The organism is Bradyrhizobium sp. IC4060 (genome assembly GCF_020193715.1).
GTDB lineage: Bacteria > Pseudomonadota > Alphaproteobacteria > Rhizobiales > Xanthobacteraceae > Bradyrhizobium > Bradyrhizobium yuanmingense.
The window spans coordinates 1-14,021 of record NZ_JADYVJ010000032.1; the positions used below are offsets into that span (position 1 = coordinate 1).

A 14,021-nucleotide genomic window follows, 5' to 3' on the forward strand; every position below is an offset into this window, starting at 1 on the left:
CAACTTCGGCCTGCTCCTGCGGTGGCTCGCAGAACTCTTGCGTGCCATTATCCGGGCGTTCACCGAAACTGTCCCTGCCCAAAAGATCGCTTAAATCAGCGCTCTCCCGCCTTCTTCACGGACGACTAAGTATCACCATGCGATGTTCAAGCTGACCTGCCACTGAATTTTCATCCAGCAGCGGTTAGAGTCTCGGGGTTTTTTGCAGCGAGGTCGAACTTTGGACCATTCAGAACCAGAGTTTTTCGCCGTGATCACGTTGGCGGGCTGGATGCGCCAACGTTGGTCGAGACCTGGCATTCGCTGCGGACCGCGTCGACCAGCATGCGCTTCCGACCAGGCTTCATAGCTTTCGGCGGATCACGTCCTGCAGCATCTCCTTGTCGAGCGACAGGCCCGCGACCAGCTTCTTCAGTTTGCCGTTCTCCTCCTCGAGCTGCTTCAGCCGACGCATCTCGGTCGGCAGCAGCCCGTCATACTTCTTCTTCCAATTGAAGTAGGTTGCCTGGCTGATCCCGGCCTTACGGCAGATCTCCGCCACCGCAACCCCGTCGTTGCCCTGTTTCAGGATGAACGCCTTCCGGGCATCTGAAAACTTCGAGGCCTTCATGGTCCATCGCTCCTCCCAGCCGAGGGATTCGGCAGCGAGAACTCTAGCCAAAAATGGTCCAGTTTGCCGGCCTCAGAGCATCGAGCATGGCGACTGTGTCCAGGTGATGCGCCAGATGAAGTCCGTCTCGGTGGACTTCATCCTCACCGATCCGCCCTACCTCTGTAGGTACCAGTCTCGCGAAGCGCAAACCATCGCCAATGACGACCGCGACGAATGGCTCGTGGGGCGGACCGTGCTCTTCGGCGTAAGCTTGCGTGACGCCTTCCGGGCCTGCCGCCGCCCCGCGCCGGTATGAGCATATCCGCAAGCGACGAGACGAAGCGTTATGGATCATTGACCAGCTCGATCGCCTATTCCTCGCCCTGCTCGGCATCCGCGAATCGCAGTTCGTGCGTCACACCATGTTGGCGAACCGGCTTACGTGGCCGCGGCAGCATCTCCTTGCGCCATTGCCGGGGCTTGGTCGCGTTCGCGCCCGCCAACTCCGGCATTAGCGAACATGGCAGATGAATTGATTCGAAGGGATCACGGTTCAACCTGCCTACCATCTATTACTGAGTGGCCGACTTCTTTTCTCCATCTATCCTCTTCACTATCCACTCTGGCAGGTCGCTCTTGTTCTTTACGACCCAGAACGACAAATGTTTTTGGTCCACCGGAAACTTATCCAGCATCGACGGCTGCGCGCGAAGCTTCTTGAGGCATTCGCCCACTGTACAAATGAGCCCGTTGCTCAGCATTATTCTGGAATGCCGGAACCCTTCTCCATCCTTGACTCCTCCCGCGACTAAGACGATGCGGTAATCATTCTGATTGACGGGTTCGGGCCATTGTTTGATCTGACGACCACCGAGCATCGTCCTCGACAATGCTTCCCCAAATCCGTACTTGGTCATCGACAACACTCCCAGGATGATACCCGCGACACCAAAAAAGAGTCCGACGGATATAGAAAACGCGCCAAGAGACAGAAAAAGCACTTCCGCCGCTCGCTTAGCACCGAAGATCGATGCAATTACCGACGCCGAATATGTAGAAAAAAGAACGAGTAGTAACGGTAACCAAGTCCTCTCTAAGATTCTGGACGCTGATATGAAATTCAGCCAGCCAAGTGCTTCGTCATCCTTGATGTAAATGACGAACTTCCGGACATCATTGTTCCTGGTAAGGTCTCTGGTTTTTGCGTGAAAAAGCAGAGCTCGGCGATCTAAGATGTAGTTGAGGGCGAGGATTGTCAGAGGCAAACCGACGACCAACGTCAACAGAACCGTAATTAGCCCGGCTGACCACGATGACAAACCGAAGATCCACGTCAAAACGCCGTAGATAGCTCCGCCAATGATTCCCATCATCCATCTGAAGGAGAAGGATCTTACGGCTTCTCTTTCTTCTTTCTCGACACGCTCCAACGCTATGAATGGGGTTCCGACGGTAATCAGTCCCTTCGGCTTCTCCTCTGAAAGATTTGAGGCCATAAGAGCAACGCTTCCACCATGGCTATAGCCCACAAGAACTAAATTCCCCTGAGCGCGATCGATTGTCCGCGCCAGACGACGAGCAGCTCTGTAGCGAGCAAGGTGCGAATTCTTCGTTGACCAGTGGAACGGCTCAACGTCGGAAAATCCATGCTCAACTAACGAGCGCACAAACTCTGCGTCCGTGCTGCACCATTGGGGAAGTCCCCCGTTGTTGCTCTCAAAGGTGCCCGGAATCAGAATCACCTTTGTTTGGTCTGTAAGGCCCCCTTCCATCGTGAACCTCGCAGTGCAAGACCCGTAACTTCCCCGCAATTCCTATCCGTCGGTTGGGTCCGGTGAGCGTTCAATCGTGTGCTTGCGGAACTCTTCAAACAATCCGGAAGCAATTCTATGCCTGTTTAGGCTAGACGGCCAACAACCGTATTTGCCCCACCACCTTACATGCCGCCGGGCTCGGTAGTTGACCTTTTTTTTTCGCGAGGATGGCGAGCCGCAGGATGTCCGAGCGGTAAAGCACGATGGAGCGCTTGCCGGGAAGCCGCAGGACTTCCGATGGGTCAAGCAGCCAGCGTCCGGCCTCGGACTGCCCCGACGGCTGCCGCAGCTAGTCGGTGTTCGCCTGCGAGGTGCCCTCGCTACGGCTGACCGACGTGGTCTGGCCGAGCATCTCCGACACAAACCTCGCGGCCTCAAGGTCCGCAACGTTGAAGAACACCTTGCATGTACTGTTCGCAGCCCCAACGGCGATAGAGCGCCTTAAGCTGGTGCATGTCCTGGAAGATGAGAATAGGGGTGCAGTAGGCACGCAGATACCCTACCCCGCGCTCCAGCGGTTCGAGACTACCTAGTGCTGCCGCTTCATCCAGAAGGAGCAACACTTTGTGCTTCGGCCGCTTGCGGCTCTTGGCACGGGTGAGCGCATTGATGGCGCAGCCGACCATGACGCGCCGGAATCCCGCGTAGACGGAGAGCTTCTCCTCGTCCACCACGAGGTAGAGCGTAGTGGTTTGGTCGACTAGCTCCGCAAGGCTGAAGGGTCGACTCAGAGGTGACGTGCGCCGCCGGTCCACCTGCCGACCAGACGCGCGTGGCTTTCTCCACGTTTGAAAGCACGCTCTTAAACTCCTCGCTCGATTCCATCGCGAGGAAACTGGCGGCCAGCTCGGCGGCCGTCATCGGGCCATCGGTGCTGATGGTCAGCAGCAGTTGCTTGAACGACTCCGGGGGAAGCGTCGAGAAATTGCGGATCTGGGAAAGCGTTCTTTGGCCGGACTCGAGCCGGACCGTGTAGAGGATCAGGCACGCAAGCATGCCTTCCGCCTTGCTATCCCACTGGCTCTCAGCGCCGTCGGGCATGATCATCAGCTTCGCGAGCGCCTCGGCGAATGCCGCTCATGCCAGGTGCCGGTTCGTACCACGTCGAACGGATTGAATTTGTCCGAGCAGCGGGGTTTCAGCGTGTCGAGCGCACGCACCCTGCCCATCTTCCGTCGCTGGCGCTCGGTGATGGCGCGGTTTTCGCCCTTGATATCGGTGCAGACGACCGACCCTTTGTAGAACAGGAGATTAGGAATGACGATGCCGACGCCTTTGCCTGCCCCCATCGGCGCGAAGACGACGGTGACCATGCCATCCTTCTTGAAGCGCAAAAAGGAACGGCCGATCCGGCCGACTATTGGCCCATTACCCCTTCGTACTCCCGCGAGCAGCATTTCCCACCAGGTGGCGAAACGAGCGGTGCCGAGCGCATCAACGGAATGCCTGTCTCTCCACGTCAGCACAGCATAGGCGATTGTGCCGAGCCCGAATGCGGCCCGCAGTAGCAGCCGAATGAGGATATAAAGGATGCTCAGGAACCGCAGCATGGCCAAGCTTGGCAGTAAGCGGCTCTTCTCCAGTCGCGGCCATCAAGGTATTGCCGGAGAACCTGAAGGTCGGCGGTTATCTCAATCTCATCGACACAGGCATCAAAGCCTTGCAGCGTCAGCGGCGATCTTTACCTCAACGGCACAGACATCGAAAGGATTCCGCAAGAGGTCAAGGTAGGCGGACAGATCCGTGGGCCGAAAGCAACGGCTTAATGCGAACAGCACCCCGCGCGCAAGCGTCGAGGTGTTTCTTCGTTGAGACCAGTTGTAGAGGGCGAGTCTTGCCCCATACTGGCCCCGTACACGCATCCCGTTTCGCCCCTTGGGCCAACGGCTTTTCGTCGTCGCCTCCGGGCGTGACGGAGGCCTTCCAGGGGAAAGACATGCAGGTCTGCGTCCCACGCTAACCGGGCTGATCTGGCCGACTACGCTCCTTTGCTTACAAAGAGCACCGTAATCACGGCGGCGCTACCAATGAGCAATACTGCCCCAACGTACCTCAAGGGAAATGAGCGGCGTGCTCCCTCTGACCAAAGTTGCCCATAGATGTAGAAGGCCCTCGGCGGGCATGCCGAAAGCCTCCTTGAGGTAGTCGGTCAGATCGCCGAACGCGACCTTTTTGGTCGTTGACTAGCCAGGTCGTCCCAACTCCGGCGTAGACTCGGTCAAACATGCACGCGCGATACTCGATATGAATTCACGCCCACGAGCACCGATCGTAAGTCGCGCCACAAGCCTAGTGTCCTGGTTCGGGTCAACTTCCCGATCCCGCGGCGAGCGCGAACTGTATCTTCTGTCGATTTCCGATCAGAGAGAGAGAGAGGCTCCGCCATTGACCCGTCAGCAGCGGATTCAAGATCATGACTCCAAAGGTGATGCTCGCGCGGAGCGCCCCAGCGCCAGCTGCAGATATTATCCTTGAGCTCATCAGCAAGCCCGCACGTAGAAAGACAATGGACGATGAGCACGCCCAAGATGATGGCGCGCGTGTACGCGTCACCGCATGATACATGCAGCCGATTGGTGATATCGCCACGCTCGCCGACGTTGGCACACAGCTTGATGTCTCGAGTAGCAACACCTCACATGCCCAGCTGGTCCATCAACCCAGCCGCTGGGGCCTCCCTGCGGATGCCGGCTCCGGGCAACGAGGTGCCCTTCCCTATTCGAATGAGGCCGCGGGATCGGTGCAGCTAGTCGAGAGGCAGGATGTCGCGGGGCTGACGGATCGATAGCAGGTTCCTGGAGGCCTCACGATAATGTCTTGTCGATCCGGTCGCGCAGCCAATCGCCGACGAGCGAAATTGACAAAGTCGTGAGCGAGATGACCAGCGAAGGGAGCACAAGGATCCAGGGAGCACGGGTCAGATAGTCACGTCCGTAGCCGACCATATTGCCAAGCGACGTAAGCGGCGGCTGCACTCCGAGTCCAAGAAAGCTAAGACCGCTCTCGAGCAGAATGATGTCCGGAAACGCGATCGTCATGGTGACGATCAAGGTCGACGCGATGTTCGGCATGATGTGGCGCAGGTAGACGCGCCATGGCCTTGCGCCTAGCTGGCGTACCGCGATCACATAGGCATGCTCGTTGGCACTCATCGCGAGCGCGCGGGTGACGCGGGCGTAGCGTTCCCATCCGTGCAGACCAATGAGCCCCACGAAGAGGAGCAGAGAGTTGCCGAAGAAGGCAAGCACTGCGAGTGCCAAAACGAGAAACGGCATGCTTGCCTGGAAGTCAATACAACCGAGGATGACCTGCTCTACCCAGCCGCGGAAGTGAGCGGCCAAAATGCCAAGCGTGATGCCAAGGACAGCGCCGATCAACGTCGCCCCGAAGGCAATAAGGAGGCTGATGCGGATGGATATAGCAAGGCGCGACAGCACGTCCCGCCCGAGCTCATCCGAGCCGAAGGGATGCGCGATGCTTCCGCCGAGGCCAAGAGGTGCAGCAAGGCGATGATGAAGGTCGAGGGCTGCATAGTCATAAGGGGCGAGGCGATCAGCAAAGATTGCGACAAGAATCATGAGGCCTAGCCAAGCAACCGCTATCCCGATCGCGCGGTCGCGCCACCACCACAGCCTGCGTGTCCTCGAAGACGGCAGAACTTTTTCGGCGGAGATGCTCGACACTTATCGCCTCCCAGGGCGCAAGTCGCGCAAACGTGGATCGAGCATGCCATAGAGCAGATCTATCGTGACATTGGTGGTAATCATGGCGGCGGCTACGACGAGCATGATGCACTGGACGACAGCCAAATCACGACTCGCAACTGAGACGACCAGGAGGCTGCCAAGGCCCGGCCACGAAAAAACGCTTTCGACGAGCACCGTTCCCGCGATGAGATTGCCAACCATGAAGCCGACGATTGTCAGCACCGCTATCGCCGCGTTGGGCAGAGCGTGGCCGGTCACGACGCGGGGCCAAGGCACACCCTTGGCGCTGGCGGCACGAATATAGGGCTGCCCAAGCACCTCGAGCATGGCGCTGCGGCTGAAACGCGCCAAAACGGCCGCGCCCCCCAGACCGAGCGTGATGACAGGCAGCACCAAGTGCTGCCAACCGCCGGCGCCGCCCGAGGGGAACCAGGGAAGCTCGACTGCGAAAGCCAGTACGAACACGAGGCCAAGCACGAAAGATGGCACGGTGAAGCCTACGACCGCGACCATCATCACCAATCGATCCGCGATGCTATCTCGTTTGAGAGCCGCGTAGATGCCTGCCGGAATGCCGATCAACAGATTGAGGATCAGCGCCGGCGCAGTCAGCATCAGCGTGACAGGAATGCGCTCGGCGACGACGGTGATCGCGGAACGCCCATCACGCATCGATTGGCCGAGATCTCCATGAACGACCGCAAAGAAGTATCTGGCGTATTGCACCCAGAGTGGCGCATCGAGCCCCCAGGCCTTTCGGAAGGCCTCGACCGCTTCCGCTGGGGTTTCCGGCGACAGCAACGCGCGGGCCGGATCGCCAGAGGCGCGCAGCACCACGAATGCGAATGTGACCACAACTCCGATGGTCAGCAACGCGCGCGCCAGGCGGACCGCTATGAAGCGAACCATCATGCCTCCTTGTCGAGTTGGGCGCCATGATCGCCGACCAGATGGCAGGCGACGCGGCGCCCGTCAGGAGCGGATCTGAGCTCTGGGGCGGACCGCGCGCAAAGTGGAAGCGCTACCGGGCAGCGAGGATGGAATGCGCAGCCGCCCGGTCGCGCAGCCGGATCGGGCGGATCTCCTTGCAGGATCGTGCGAGACCGATGTTTCCCCGGCCTGGGCACCGCGGAAACCAGCGCCCGCGAGTAAGGATGCAAAGGATCCAGAAGAACCGCCTCAGAGGCGCCTTCCTCGACGATGGCGCCGAGATACATCACAGCGATCCGATCGCTGATCAGCCGGACTACTCGCAAATCATGGCTGATGAAGATCATCGCCATGTGACGCCGCTCCTGCAGCTCGCGTAGCAGATTGATCACTTGCGCCTGGATCGAGACGTCGAGCGCCGATACTGGCTCGTCGCAGACAATGAGATCTGGATCCGTCGCAAGCGCACGAGCCAGGACGGCACGCTGGCGCTGGCCGCCTGAAAGCTCGTGCGGATAGCGCCTGAGGTGATCGGTCCTGAGCCCCACATCCGCAAGAAGCGCATTGACTCGCCCGTCTCGTTCCGACTTGCTGCCAAGCCGATGAATGTCAATTGGCTCGGCCATTTGCGCGCCGATCGTCAGGCGGGGATCGAGCGCAGCTAGCGGATCCTGAAATACCATTTGGATTCGCATCCTCAGCCGGCGCCATCGAATATCGCCCATAACAGGCAAAGCTTCTCCGCCGAAGGTCACCGTGCCGGCATCCGGCCGGTCCAGGCCGATCAGGAGCCGGCCCGTAGTGGACTTACCGCAGCCGGATTCGCCAACAAGTCCGAGCGTTTCGCCGCGAGCTAGCCGCAGAGAGAGCCCATTGACCGCGTGAACCATCGCTGGACGGTGGAAAAGGCCGTGTCGCAAGCGATAACGGCGGACAAGCCCATCGGCTTGGAGGATCGGTGGAGCAGTCCCGGTCATGCAGCCGCGACCTCGCCCGCGGGCGGTTCGCTCGTGACATGCAAGCAGGCGGCCCTGTGTCTGATGTCGCCATCCACCGAGGCGAGCTCAATCGCCCATTCACTGCAGCGTCCGATCCGCCGATCGCAACGAGGGACGAAAGGACAGCCTGGCGGAAAATCGGCTGCGTTTGGCACGACACCCGGAATGGCGAAGAGGCGTTGCCGCGGCGCATCCAGACTTGGAAGAGCCGCAATAAGCCCTGTCGTATATGGATGAGCGGAATGCTCAAAAAGACGGTAGGCGGGCAATTCTTCGACGATGCGCCCCCCATAAAGGACCATGACGCGTTCACAGATTTCGCTGACGACGCCGAGATCATGCGAAATCAGGACCAGCGCCATGCCTGTTTCGCGTTGGATCTGCCGCAGAAGCTGAAGGATCTGCGCTTGAATGGTGACATCCAAGGCGGTGGTAGGTTCATCCGCGATCAAGATATCGGGCTGCCCTGCGAGAGCCATGGCGATCATGACGCGCTGGTTCTGCCCGCCGGATAATTCGTGGGGATAGGCGCCAAGGCGGCGCGCTGCATAGGGGATGCCGACCTGATCGAGCAGACGTCGCGCTTCGGCAAGCGCCGTGCGGCGGTCCATGCTGCGATGGAGGCGAAGGGCTTCAGAGATCTGATCGCCCACCGTGCGCACAGGATTAAGCGCGCTCGCCGGGTCCTGGAAGATCATGGCGATCTGCCCGCCGCGCACCTTGTCGAGGCGAGAGACTGGCGCGTGGAGCAGCTCCTCTCCGGCCAGGCGTACGCTGCCCGTTATTTTAGCGCGCTGCGTCAGCAGTCCGAGCGCAGCGAGCCATGTCACGGATTTGCCGCAACCGCTTTCGCCGACCATGCCCAGCGACTCGCCACGCCGTAGACTGAGATCGATTCCGCGCAGCGTCGGCACACCGTCGAACGCCACACGCAAACCCGCGATCTGAAGAAGCGCCTCCATGCAAGGTCCCTGCCCTTCCTGCATCATAGGGATTGCACCAGGTCGGCTGGAACGCCGCCCTTGCCACGGCAGGAGAGAAACGATGCTACAGCGGCATCCTGGGGTGGCAACTCCGCCGACATTCTGCGATCAGCGGCAAGCGTGCCGACCCAGCGGGACAATTGTGCGACAGGTGTGCGCGAGCGCCTGGAACTGCTGGCATCGACAACGTCCGCTAAGGAGCATGAATGCTCCCCAAATGGAATCGTGCCATGCGCCTCGGAACGACCGATGTTCGTGCCGCTTTCAAAGATGGGCCGGGCACCTCCGACAGTCTTGACCTCGCATCCGATCTCAAGGCGCTCCGTCACTCGCCGGCGCGCTGGCAGATCGTCGGTGGCCAGGATTCGATGAATGCGGCGCAGCGTCCGCGCCTCCCAGGCGGCGCGGCGCTCCTGTCGGATCGTCCGCGAGACTTTGAACAGGATCGCAAGATCGCCAGCGGCAAGGTTGTCGTCAAACGAGGTCATCGCCAAGACCTCTGGCCGAGGGCTAGCTCCAAGGGGGGATTGCTATCGCACAATGGTCGATTCAAGGTGTGCCTCATCGCGATCAGGTCCGGATCAGAGCTCTGTTGAACGGGCCGAAATTGAGATCGAGCGTCAGCCCCGGCAGCCACGGCACGTCGCGACGCTTGCCATAGAACTGGCCAGACACGTGCAGGATCACGCAAGGCGGATCGATCTCGTTGATGATCTCGAGCATGCGACGGATGATCGGCCGGCGCTGTTCGCCCTGGATGGTGTCCTGGAGCTTGGCGCCGAGCGCGAAATATTCCTCGTTCCTCCAGATTCCAATTGACTTTGGCAGCGTGCCGCTCGGACCGTATTCACGCCAGGGATGGCCGAGATGATCCAGAAAGAGTGCCGTATTGGACGTATCAAAGATAGCACGCACCGGCTGGCGCTGAATTTGCGCGAAGTTTTCCATCATCTGAAGTTTGACGTTCAGGCCAACCGCACGCCACATCTCGATCATGGTCTGCGCGCCAGAGACCTGATTGGGGTAATAATTGTTGAGCAGACGATAGGTGATCTGCTCTCCCTTGTAGCCCGCTTCGCCCAGCAGCTCCTTGGCTTTGTCGGGATCATAGGCAGGCGAGGGGAACTCGTGGATGTAGCCCTCGCCATAGCTCGGCAACTGGTAACCGTTCGGAATCGGGAGCCGGTCCTCCCACAAGCTCCGCACGATCAGCTTGCGGTCGAGCGCAAGGCTCATCGCACGGCGAATACGCGCATCCTTCAGAAGGGGGTCGGTCTGATCGAACACGAGCGAGCGGATATTCTGCACGGCACCACCCACGACCTCGAGATCAGCACGCTTCTGGATGCCCGCGAACTGGTCCGGCGGAATGTCAGTGGCGATGTCGAGCTCGCTGGCGAGCAGGCCGTTCACGCGCGCGGAAAGTTCGGGTATGATGCGGTATTCGATGCCATCGGCCGGCGGCCGCCCGCCCCAATACGCATCGTGGGCGGTCAACGAGATACGAATATCGAGCTTGTGATCGACGAGCTTATAGGGACCGCTTCCGACAGGGGCTGTGATCCAGCGCTCCCACGAGCCCGCCGCCACGAAGGCGCGTTGGCTGACGATCTCCGATCCCCAAGCAGCCAGACGCTGCTCGAGGAGCGCATCACCTCCCTTTGCATGCACAATGACGGTGTAAGGATCGACAATTTCGACCTTCTCAAGCCGATTAAGCGACTGAAGCGCCTCGGACATTCCGCTGCGTCCGGGTCCCAGCAGGTGGTCAGGACCAAGGCTAAAGGCAACATCTTCGGCCGTTAAAGGCGTTCCGTCATGGAAAGCCACTCCCTTGCGCAAGAACAGCCGCAACGACTGCGCATTGATCCGCTCCCAACGCTCAGCCAAGCTCGGCCGTAGCGCCATGTCGTGGGCGTGGTCGAAGGTGATCAGCGTATCAAAAAGCTGCGGCATGACCCGGCGAATGGCAGTATCGGTCGCGATGACTGGATCGAAGGATCGCGGAAATCCGGACATGCCGACGCGAAGGCGCCGACGTGTCACTGTCCTAGGCTCGCCATCCGCAGCGCCGGCGCCTGTGCTGGCGAACACGCTTGCGGCAACGGCGCCTGCGATGGCTTGCCGTCGCGTCAGATCAATACGGGTCATCACCGCCTCCGGTTCACTTCCATTGATACTGGCAGACCACCCAAATTGGGCGCTTGTGTCATTCAGGCATATTCGCGATTGTGCGCGACCTTAAAAACCCGAACTGCTACGGCAGGATGACGTTGATCGAATAAGTCGATGTAAGCTTGCGAACATGCGATGGTCGGCTCCTGGCGCAGGCTGATAAAGAGGAAAAGCTGCGACGCAGAGCACTGCGCGGGCGCCCAACAGAGCCGCACGAAGAAGCGATAAAGTTATCGCAATCTTCGATGATTTTATCCAAAGCCGCGATCACCCGGTTAGTTTGGCCGTTCGCGATCGGTTAGATCCCGACGAAACCGCTCATTCGAACTCGTAGGATATTGTGTCTTGTCTCTCGTTTCAGAACGGCTCAAAGTCGTCCGTCCCTCTCAAACCGAGGTCATGACGGCTCGCGCCGTCGAGCTGCGCGATCAGGGCGTCGATGTGATTACGCTCAGCCAGGGCGAGCCGGATTTCGACACGCCGTCCGCTATCCGTGAAGCTGGCATCCGGGCAATCCGCGACGGGCAGACGAAATACACGGCGATCGCCGGGATCAAGCCACTGCGGGAAGCTATTCGCGAGAGCCTGCGTCGCGATCATGGGCTTGACTACGGTATTGACCAGATCACGGTGGGCTGCGGCGCCAAGCAGGTTGTGTTCAACGCACTATTCGCCAGCCTCGATCCGGGCGACGAGGTTGTGATTCCGACGCCGTGCTGGGTCTCCTATCCGGACATGGTGGCCCTGGCCGGTGGCAAGCCGGTGCTCGTCGCCTGCGACGAACTCCATGGCTTCAAGCTGCGCCCCGAGGCGTTGAAGAAGGCGATCACACCGCGCACCAAATGGTTGATGCTGAATTCCCCATGCAATCCGACCGGTGCGGTTTACAGCCGAAGTGATTTGCGAGCGCTTGCCGCGGTGTTGCGCGAGCATGCCAAAGTGCACGTGCTATCCGACGACATCTATGAGAAGCTCACCTACGACGCCGACTTCGCAACGATGCCCGCAGTCGCGCCGGACCTCTACGAGCGCACCTTAACAGTCAACGGCGTATCCAAGGCAGACGCAATGACGGGCTGGCGCGTCGGTTACGGCGCAGGACCTCTGGCGCTGATCAAGGCCATGAACCTCATCCAGGGCCAGACCTCCTCGCACACCAGTTCGATTTCTCAATATGCCGCGCTTGAGGCGCTGTCAGGAAGGCGGGACTATATCAAAGAGTTCGTGCGCGCGTTTTTGGAGCGCCGCGACCTTGTCGTCGCCAAGCTGAATCAGGCCCAGGGGCTTTCTTGCGGTGTGCCGGACGGCGCTTTTTATGTTTTCCCCTCCTGCGCGGGTGTCATCGGCAAGCGCACGCCAGACGGCAAGGTGATCGAAAGCGACACCGATTTTGCCATGTATTTGCTTGATGCTTTCGCCGTGGCTGTCGTGCCGGGCAGCGGCTTCATGGCATCTCCCTATATCCGGATTTCCTATGCTTCCTCGCTCGAGGAGCTCACCCGGGCTTGCGACCGTATCATTGCAGCCTGCGCGACGCTGTCCTGAAGATCTTCTGATGTCCCCCAAAAGCCTCCGCGCCCGCATGGCCGAGACCGGCCTGGTCCACATCATGGCCGCCCACAGCCCGTTTTCAGCGATTCTCGCGGAAGAAGCTGGATTTGATGGACTATGGGCGTCCGGCTTCGAGCTGTCAGCGCTTTATGGGCTGCCGGACATGAGCCTGATTTCGATGACACAGCATCTGGACATGCTGCGGGCGATCGCCGGACGCACGAGGCTGCCGATCGTCGCCGATATCGATACGGGCTATGGCAATGCGATCAACGTCATCCACGCTATCACGGAATATGAGCGGGCCGGCGCCAGCGCCGTTGTCATCGAGGACAAGACTTTTCCAAAAGTGACGAGCCTTGTTGCCGACGGCCGTCAGGACCTGTTGCGCATTGAAGAATTCCAGGGAAAGATGGAGGCGGCCGTCACGGCAAGATCGGATCCGGATTTCCTCATCATTGCGCGCACCGAAGCTTTGATCGCCAACCTCGGTGAAGCGGAGGCCTTGCATCGGACACACGCTTATGCGGAGGCTGGCGCGGACATGATCCTGATCCATTCGAAAAGCAAGACTCCTTGCGAAATCGAAAGCTTTTCGCGCGCCTGGACCGGATCGGTTCCGCTCGTGATCGTACCAAACGCCTACCCTGATCTCGACGCCAAGCGGGTCAAAACGCTGGGCAATGTTTGCATGATGATCTATGGCAATTACGGCATCCGTGCTGCCGCAACCGCCATGCAGGAGACTTTCCGCCGGATCATCGCAGACGGCGGCGTCCAAAACGTCTACAAAGATATTGTGCCGGTGGATGAGATTTTCAGGATTCAGAATATGCACGAGGCTAAGGCGGCTGAAGCTCGCTTCCTTCGCTGAACGCTGCGATTGATACCTACTGTCGAGCGACGGCACTCAGCGGCTAGTCCTGCCCGAGCGCAATCCTGACGCTGGGAGGTAGCGGGCCTGTCATGTAGACAGCCCCCGAGTCGATTGCGACATCAGCGATCGGTCACCCTTGCTGACACCTGGAGATCCACCCCTCAACAAGACGTAGAAAGCCGTGAGCCAGACGCACGAACCGTACCGAGAACGCGGATTCTGTGCGCGAGATATCGTTTATACGCGGTAATCCGGCTATACACATCGAATAATGTGATGGAGCATTCATGACTGGCAATGGGCCGCCGTGACAATCAGCGGGCAATGCAGAAGCTACCGGAGCAGAAGATGGCTGCCGAACACGATGACGTGCCTCTCAATGCTATCCGGGCGT

Annotated in this window: 12 protein-coding genes and 1 pseudogene; 3 read left to right on the plus strand and 10 right to left on the minus strand. The window is 59.6% G+C overall.

The features are described 5' to 3' along the window. Positions 1-349: 349 nt before the first annotated feature. Positions 350-610: pseudogene (locus tag I6F16_RS36775) on the minus strand (transposase); the annotation flags it as partial. Between the two features lie 115 nt (positions 611-725). Here I6F16_RS36775 and I6F16_RS36780 point away from each other — a divergent pair. Next, positions 726-908: a hypothetical protein gene (locus tag I6F16_RS36780; protein ID WP_225174688.1), complete on the plus strand. Its 183-nt coding sequence runs from the start codon at positions 726-728 to the stop codon at positions 906-908. Positions 909-1,164: 256 nt separating this feature from the next. Here the strand turns inward: I6F16_RS36780 and I6F16_RS36785 are convergent, their stop codons facing one another. The 9 genes from I6F16_RS36785 to I6F16_RS36825 form a co-directional block, all read right to left on the minus strand. After that, positions 1,165-2,364 (minus strand): alpha/beta hydrolase, encoded by a 1,200-nt coding sequence (locus I6F16_RS36785; RefSeq protein ID WP_225174689.1) that lies wholly within the window; start codon positions 2,362-2,364, stop codon positions 1,165-1,167. A gap of 585 nt (positions 2,365-2,949) precedes the next feature. Further along, the gene (locus I6F16_RS37915; RefSeq protein WP_249785752.1) at positions 2,950-3,453 is read right to left on the minus strand and encodes a hypothetical protein; all 504 of its coding nucleotides are present in this window, start codon (positions 3,451-3,453) and stop codon (positions 2,950-2,952) included. Next, positions 3,453-3,956, minus strand: coding sequence for a type IV secretory system conjugative DNA transfer family protein (locus I6F16_RS36795; RefSeq protein ID WP_225174690.1), 504 nt, complete (start codon positions 3,954-3,956; stop codon positions 3,453-3,455). The genes I6F16_RS37915 and I6F16_RS36795 overlap by 1 nt, the downstream gene beginning before the upstream one ends. A gap of 1,254 nt (positions 3,957-5,210) precedes the next feature. Continuing rightward, positions 5,211-6,062 (minus strand): ABC transporter permease, encoded by an 852-nt coding sequence (locus tag I6F16_RS36800; protein ID WP_225174697.1) that lies wholly within the window; start codon positions 6,060-6,062, stop codon positions 5,211-5,213. Between the two features lie 27 nt (positions 6,063-6,089). After that, positions 6,090-7,022: an ABC transporter permease gene (locus I6F16_RS36805; RefSeq protein WP_225174698.1), complete on the minus strand. Its 933-nt coding sequence runs from the start codon at positions 7,020-7,022 to the stop codon at positions 6,090-6,092. Further along, positions 7,022-8,020 carry an oligopeptide/dipeptide ABC transporter ATP-binding protein gene (locus I6F16_RS36810; RefSeq protein ID WP_225174691.1) on the minus strand — a complete coding sequence of 333 codons (999 nt, stop codon included), beginning with the start codon at positions 8,018-8,020 and terminating at the stop codon, positions 7,022-7,024. The genes I6F16_RS36805 and I6F16_RS36810 overlap by 1 nt, the downstream gene beginning before the upstream one ends. Then, complete coding sequence (locus I6F16_RS36815) at positions 8,017-9,003, minus strand: ABC transporter ATP-binding protein (protein ID WP_225174692.1); 987 nt, start codon at positions 9,001-9,003, stop codon at positions 8,017-8,019. Before I6F16_RS36815 ends, I6F16_RS36810 begins: the two co-directional genes overlap by 4 nt. A 23-nt stretch (positions 9,004-9,026) precedes the next feature. Continuing rightward, on the minus strand, positions 9,027-9,512 hold the full coding sequence (locus I6F16_RS36820) for a hypothetical protein (RefSeq protein ID WP_225174693.1): 486 nt from the start codon (positions 9,510-9,512) through the stop codon (positions 9,027-9,029). An 82-nt stretch (positions 9,513-9,594) separates the two neighbouring features. Continuing rightward, positions 9,595-11,175 (minus strand): ABC transporter substrate-binding protein, encoded by a 1,581-nt coding sequence (locus tag I6F16_RS36825; protein WP_225174694.1) that lies wholly within the window; start codon positions 11,173-11,175, stop codon positions 9,595-9,597. Positions 11,176-11,544: 369 nt separating this feature from the next. Between I6F16_RS36825 and I6F16_RS36830 the strand changes: the two genes are divergently transcribed. Next, complete coding sequence (locus tag I6F16_RS36830; RefSeq protein ID WP_225174695.1) at positions 11,545-12,744, plus strand: pyridoxal phosphate-dependent aminotransferase; 1,200 nt, start codon at positions 11,545-11,547, stop codon at positions 12,742-12,744. 10 nt (positions 12,745-12,754) lie between these two features. Then, positions 12,755-13,624, plus strand: coding sequence for an isocitrate lyase/phosphoenolpyruvate mutase family protein (locus I6F16_RS36835; protein ID WP_225174696.1), 870 nt, complete (start codon positions 12,755-12,757; stop codon positions 13,622-13,624). The last annotated feature ends 397 nt before the right edge of the window (positions 13,625-14,021 follow it).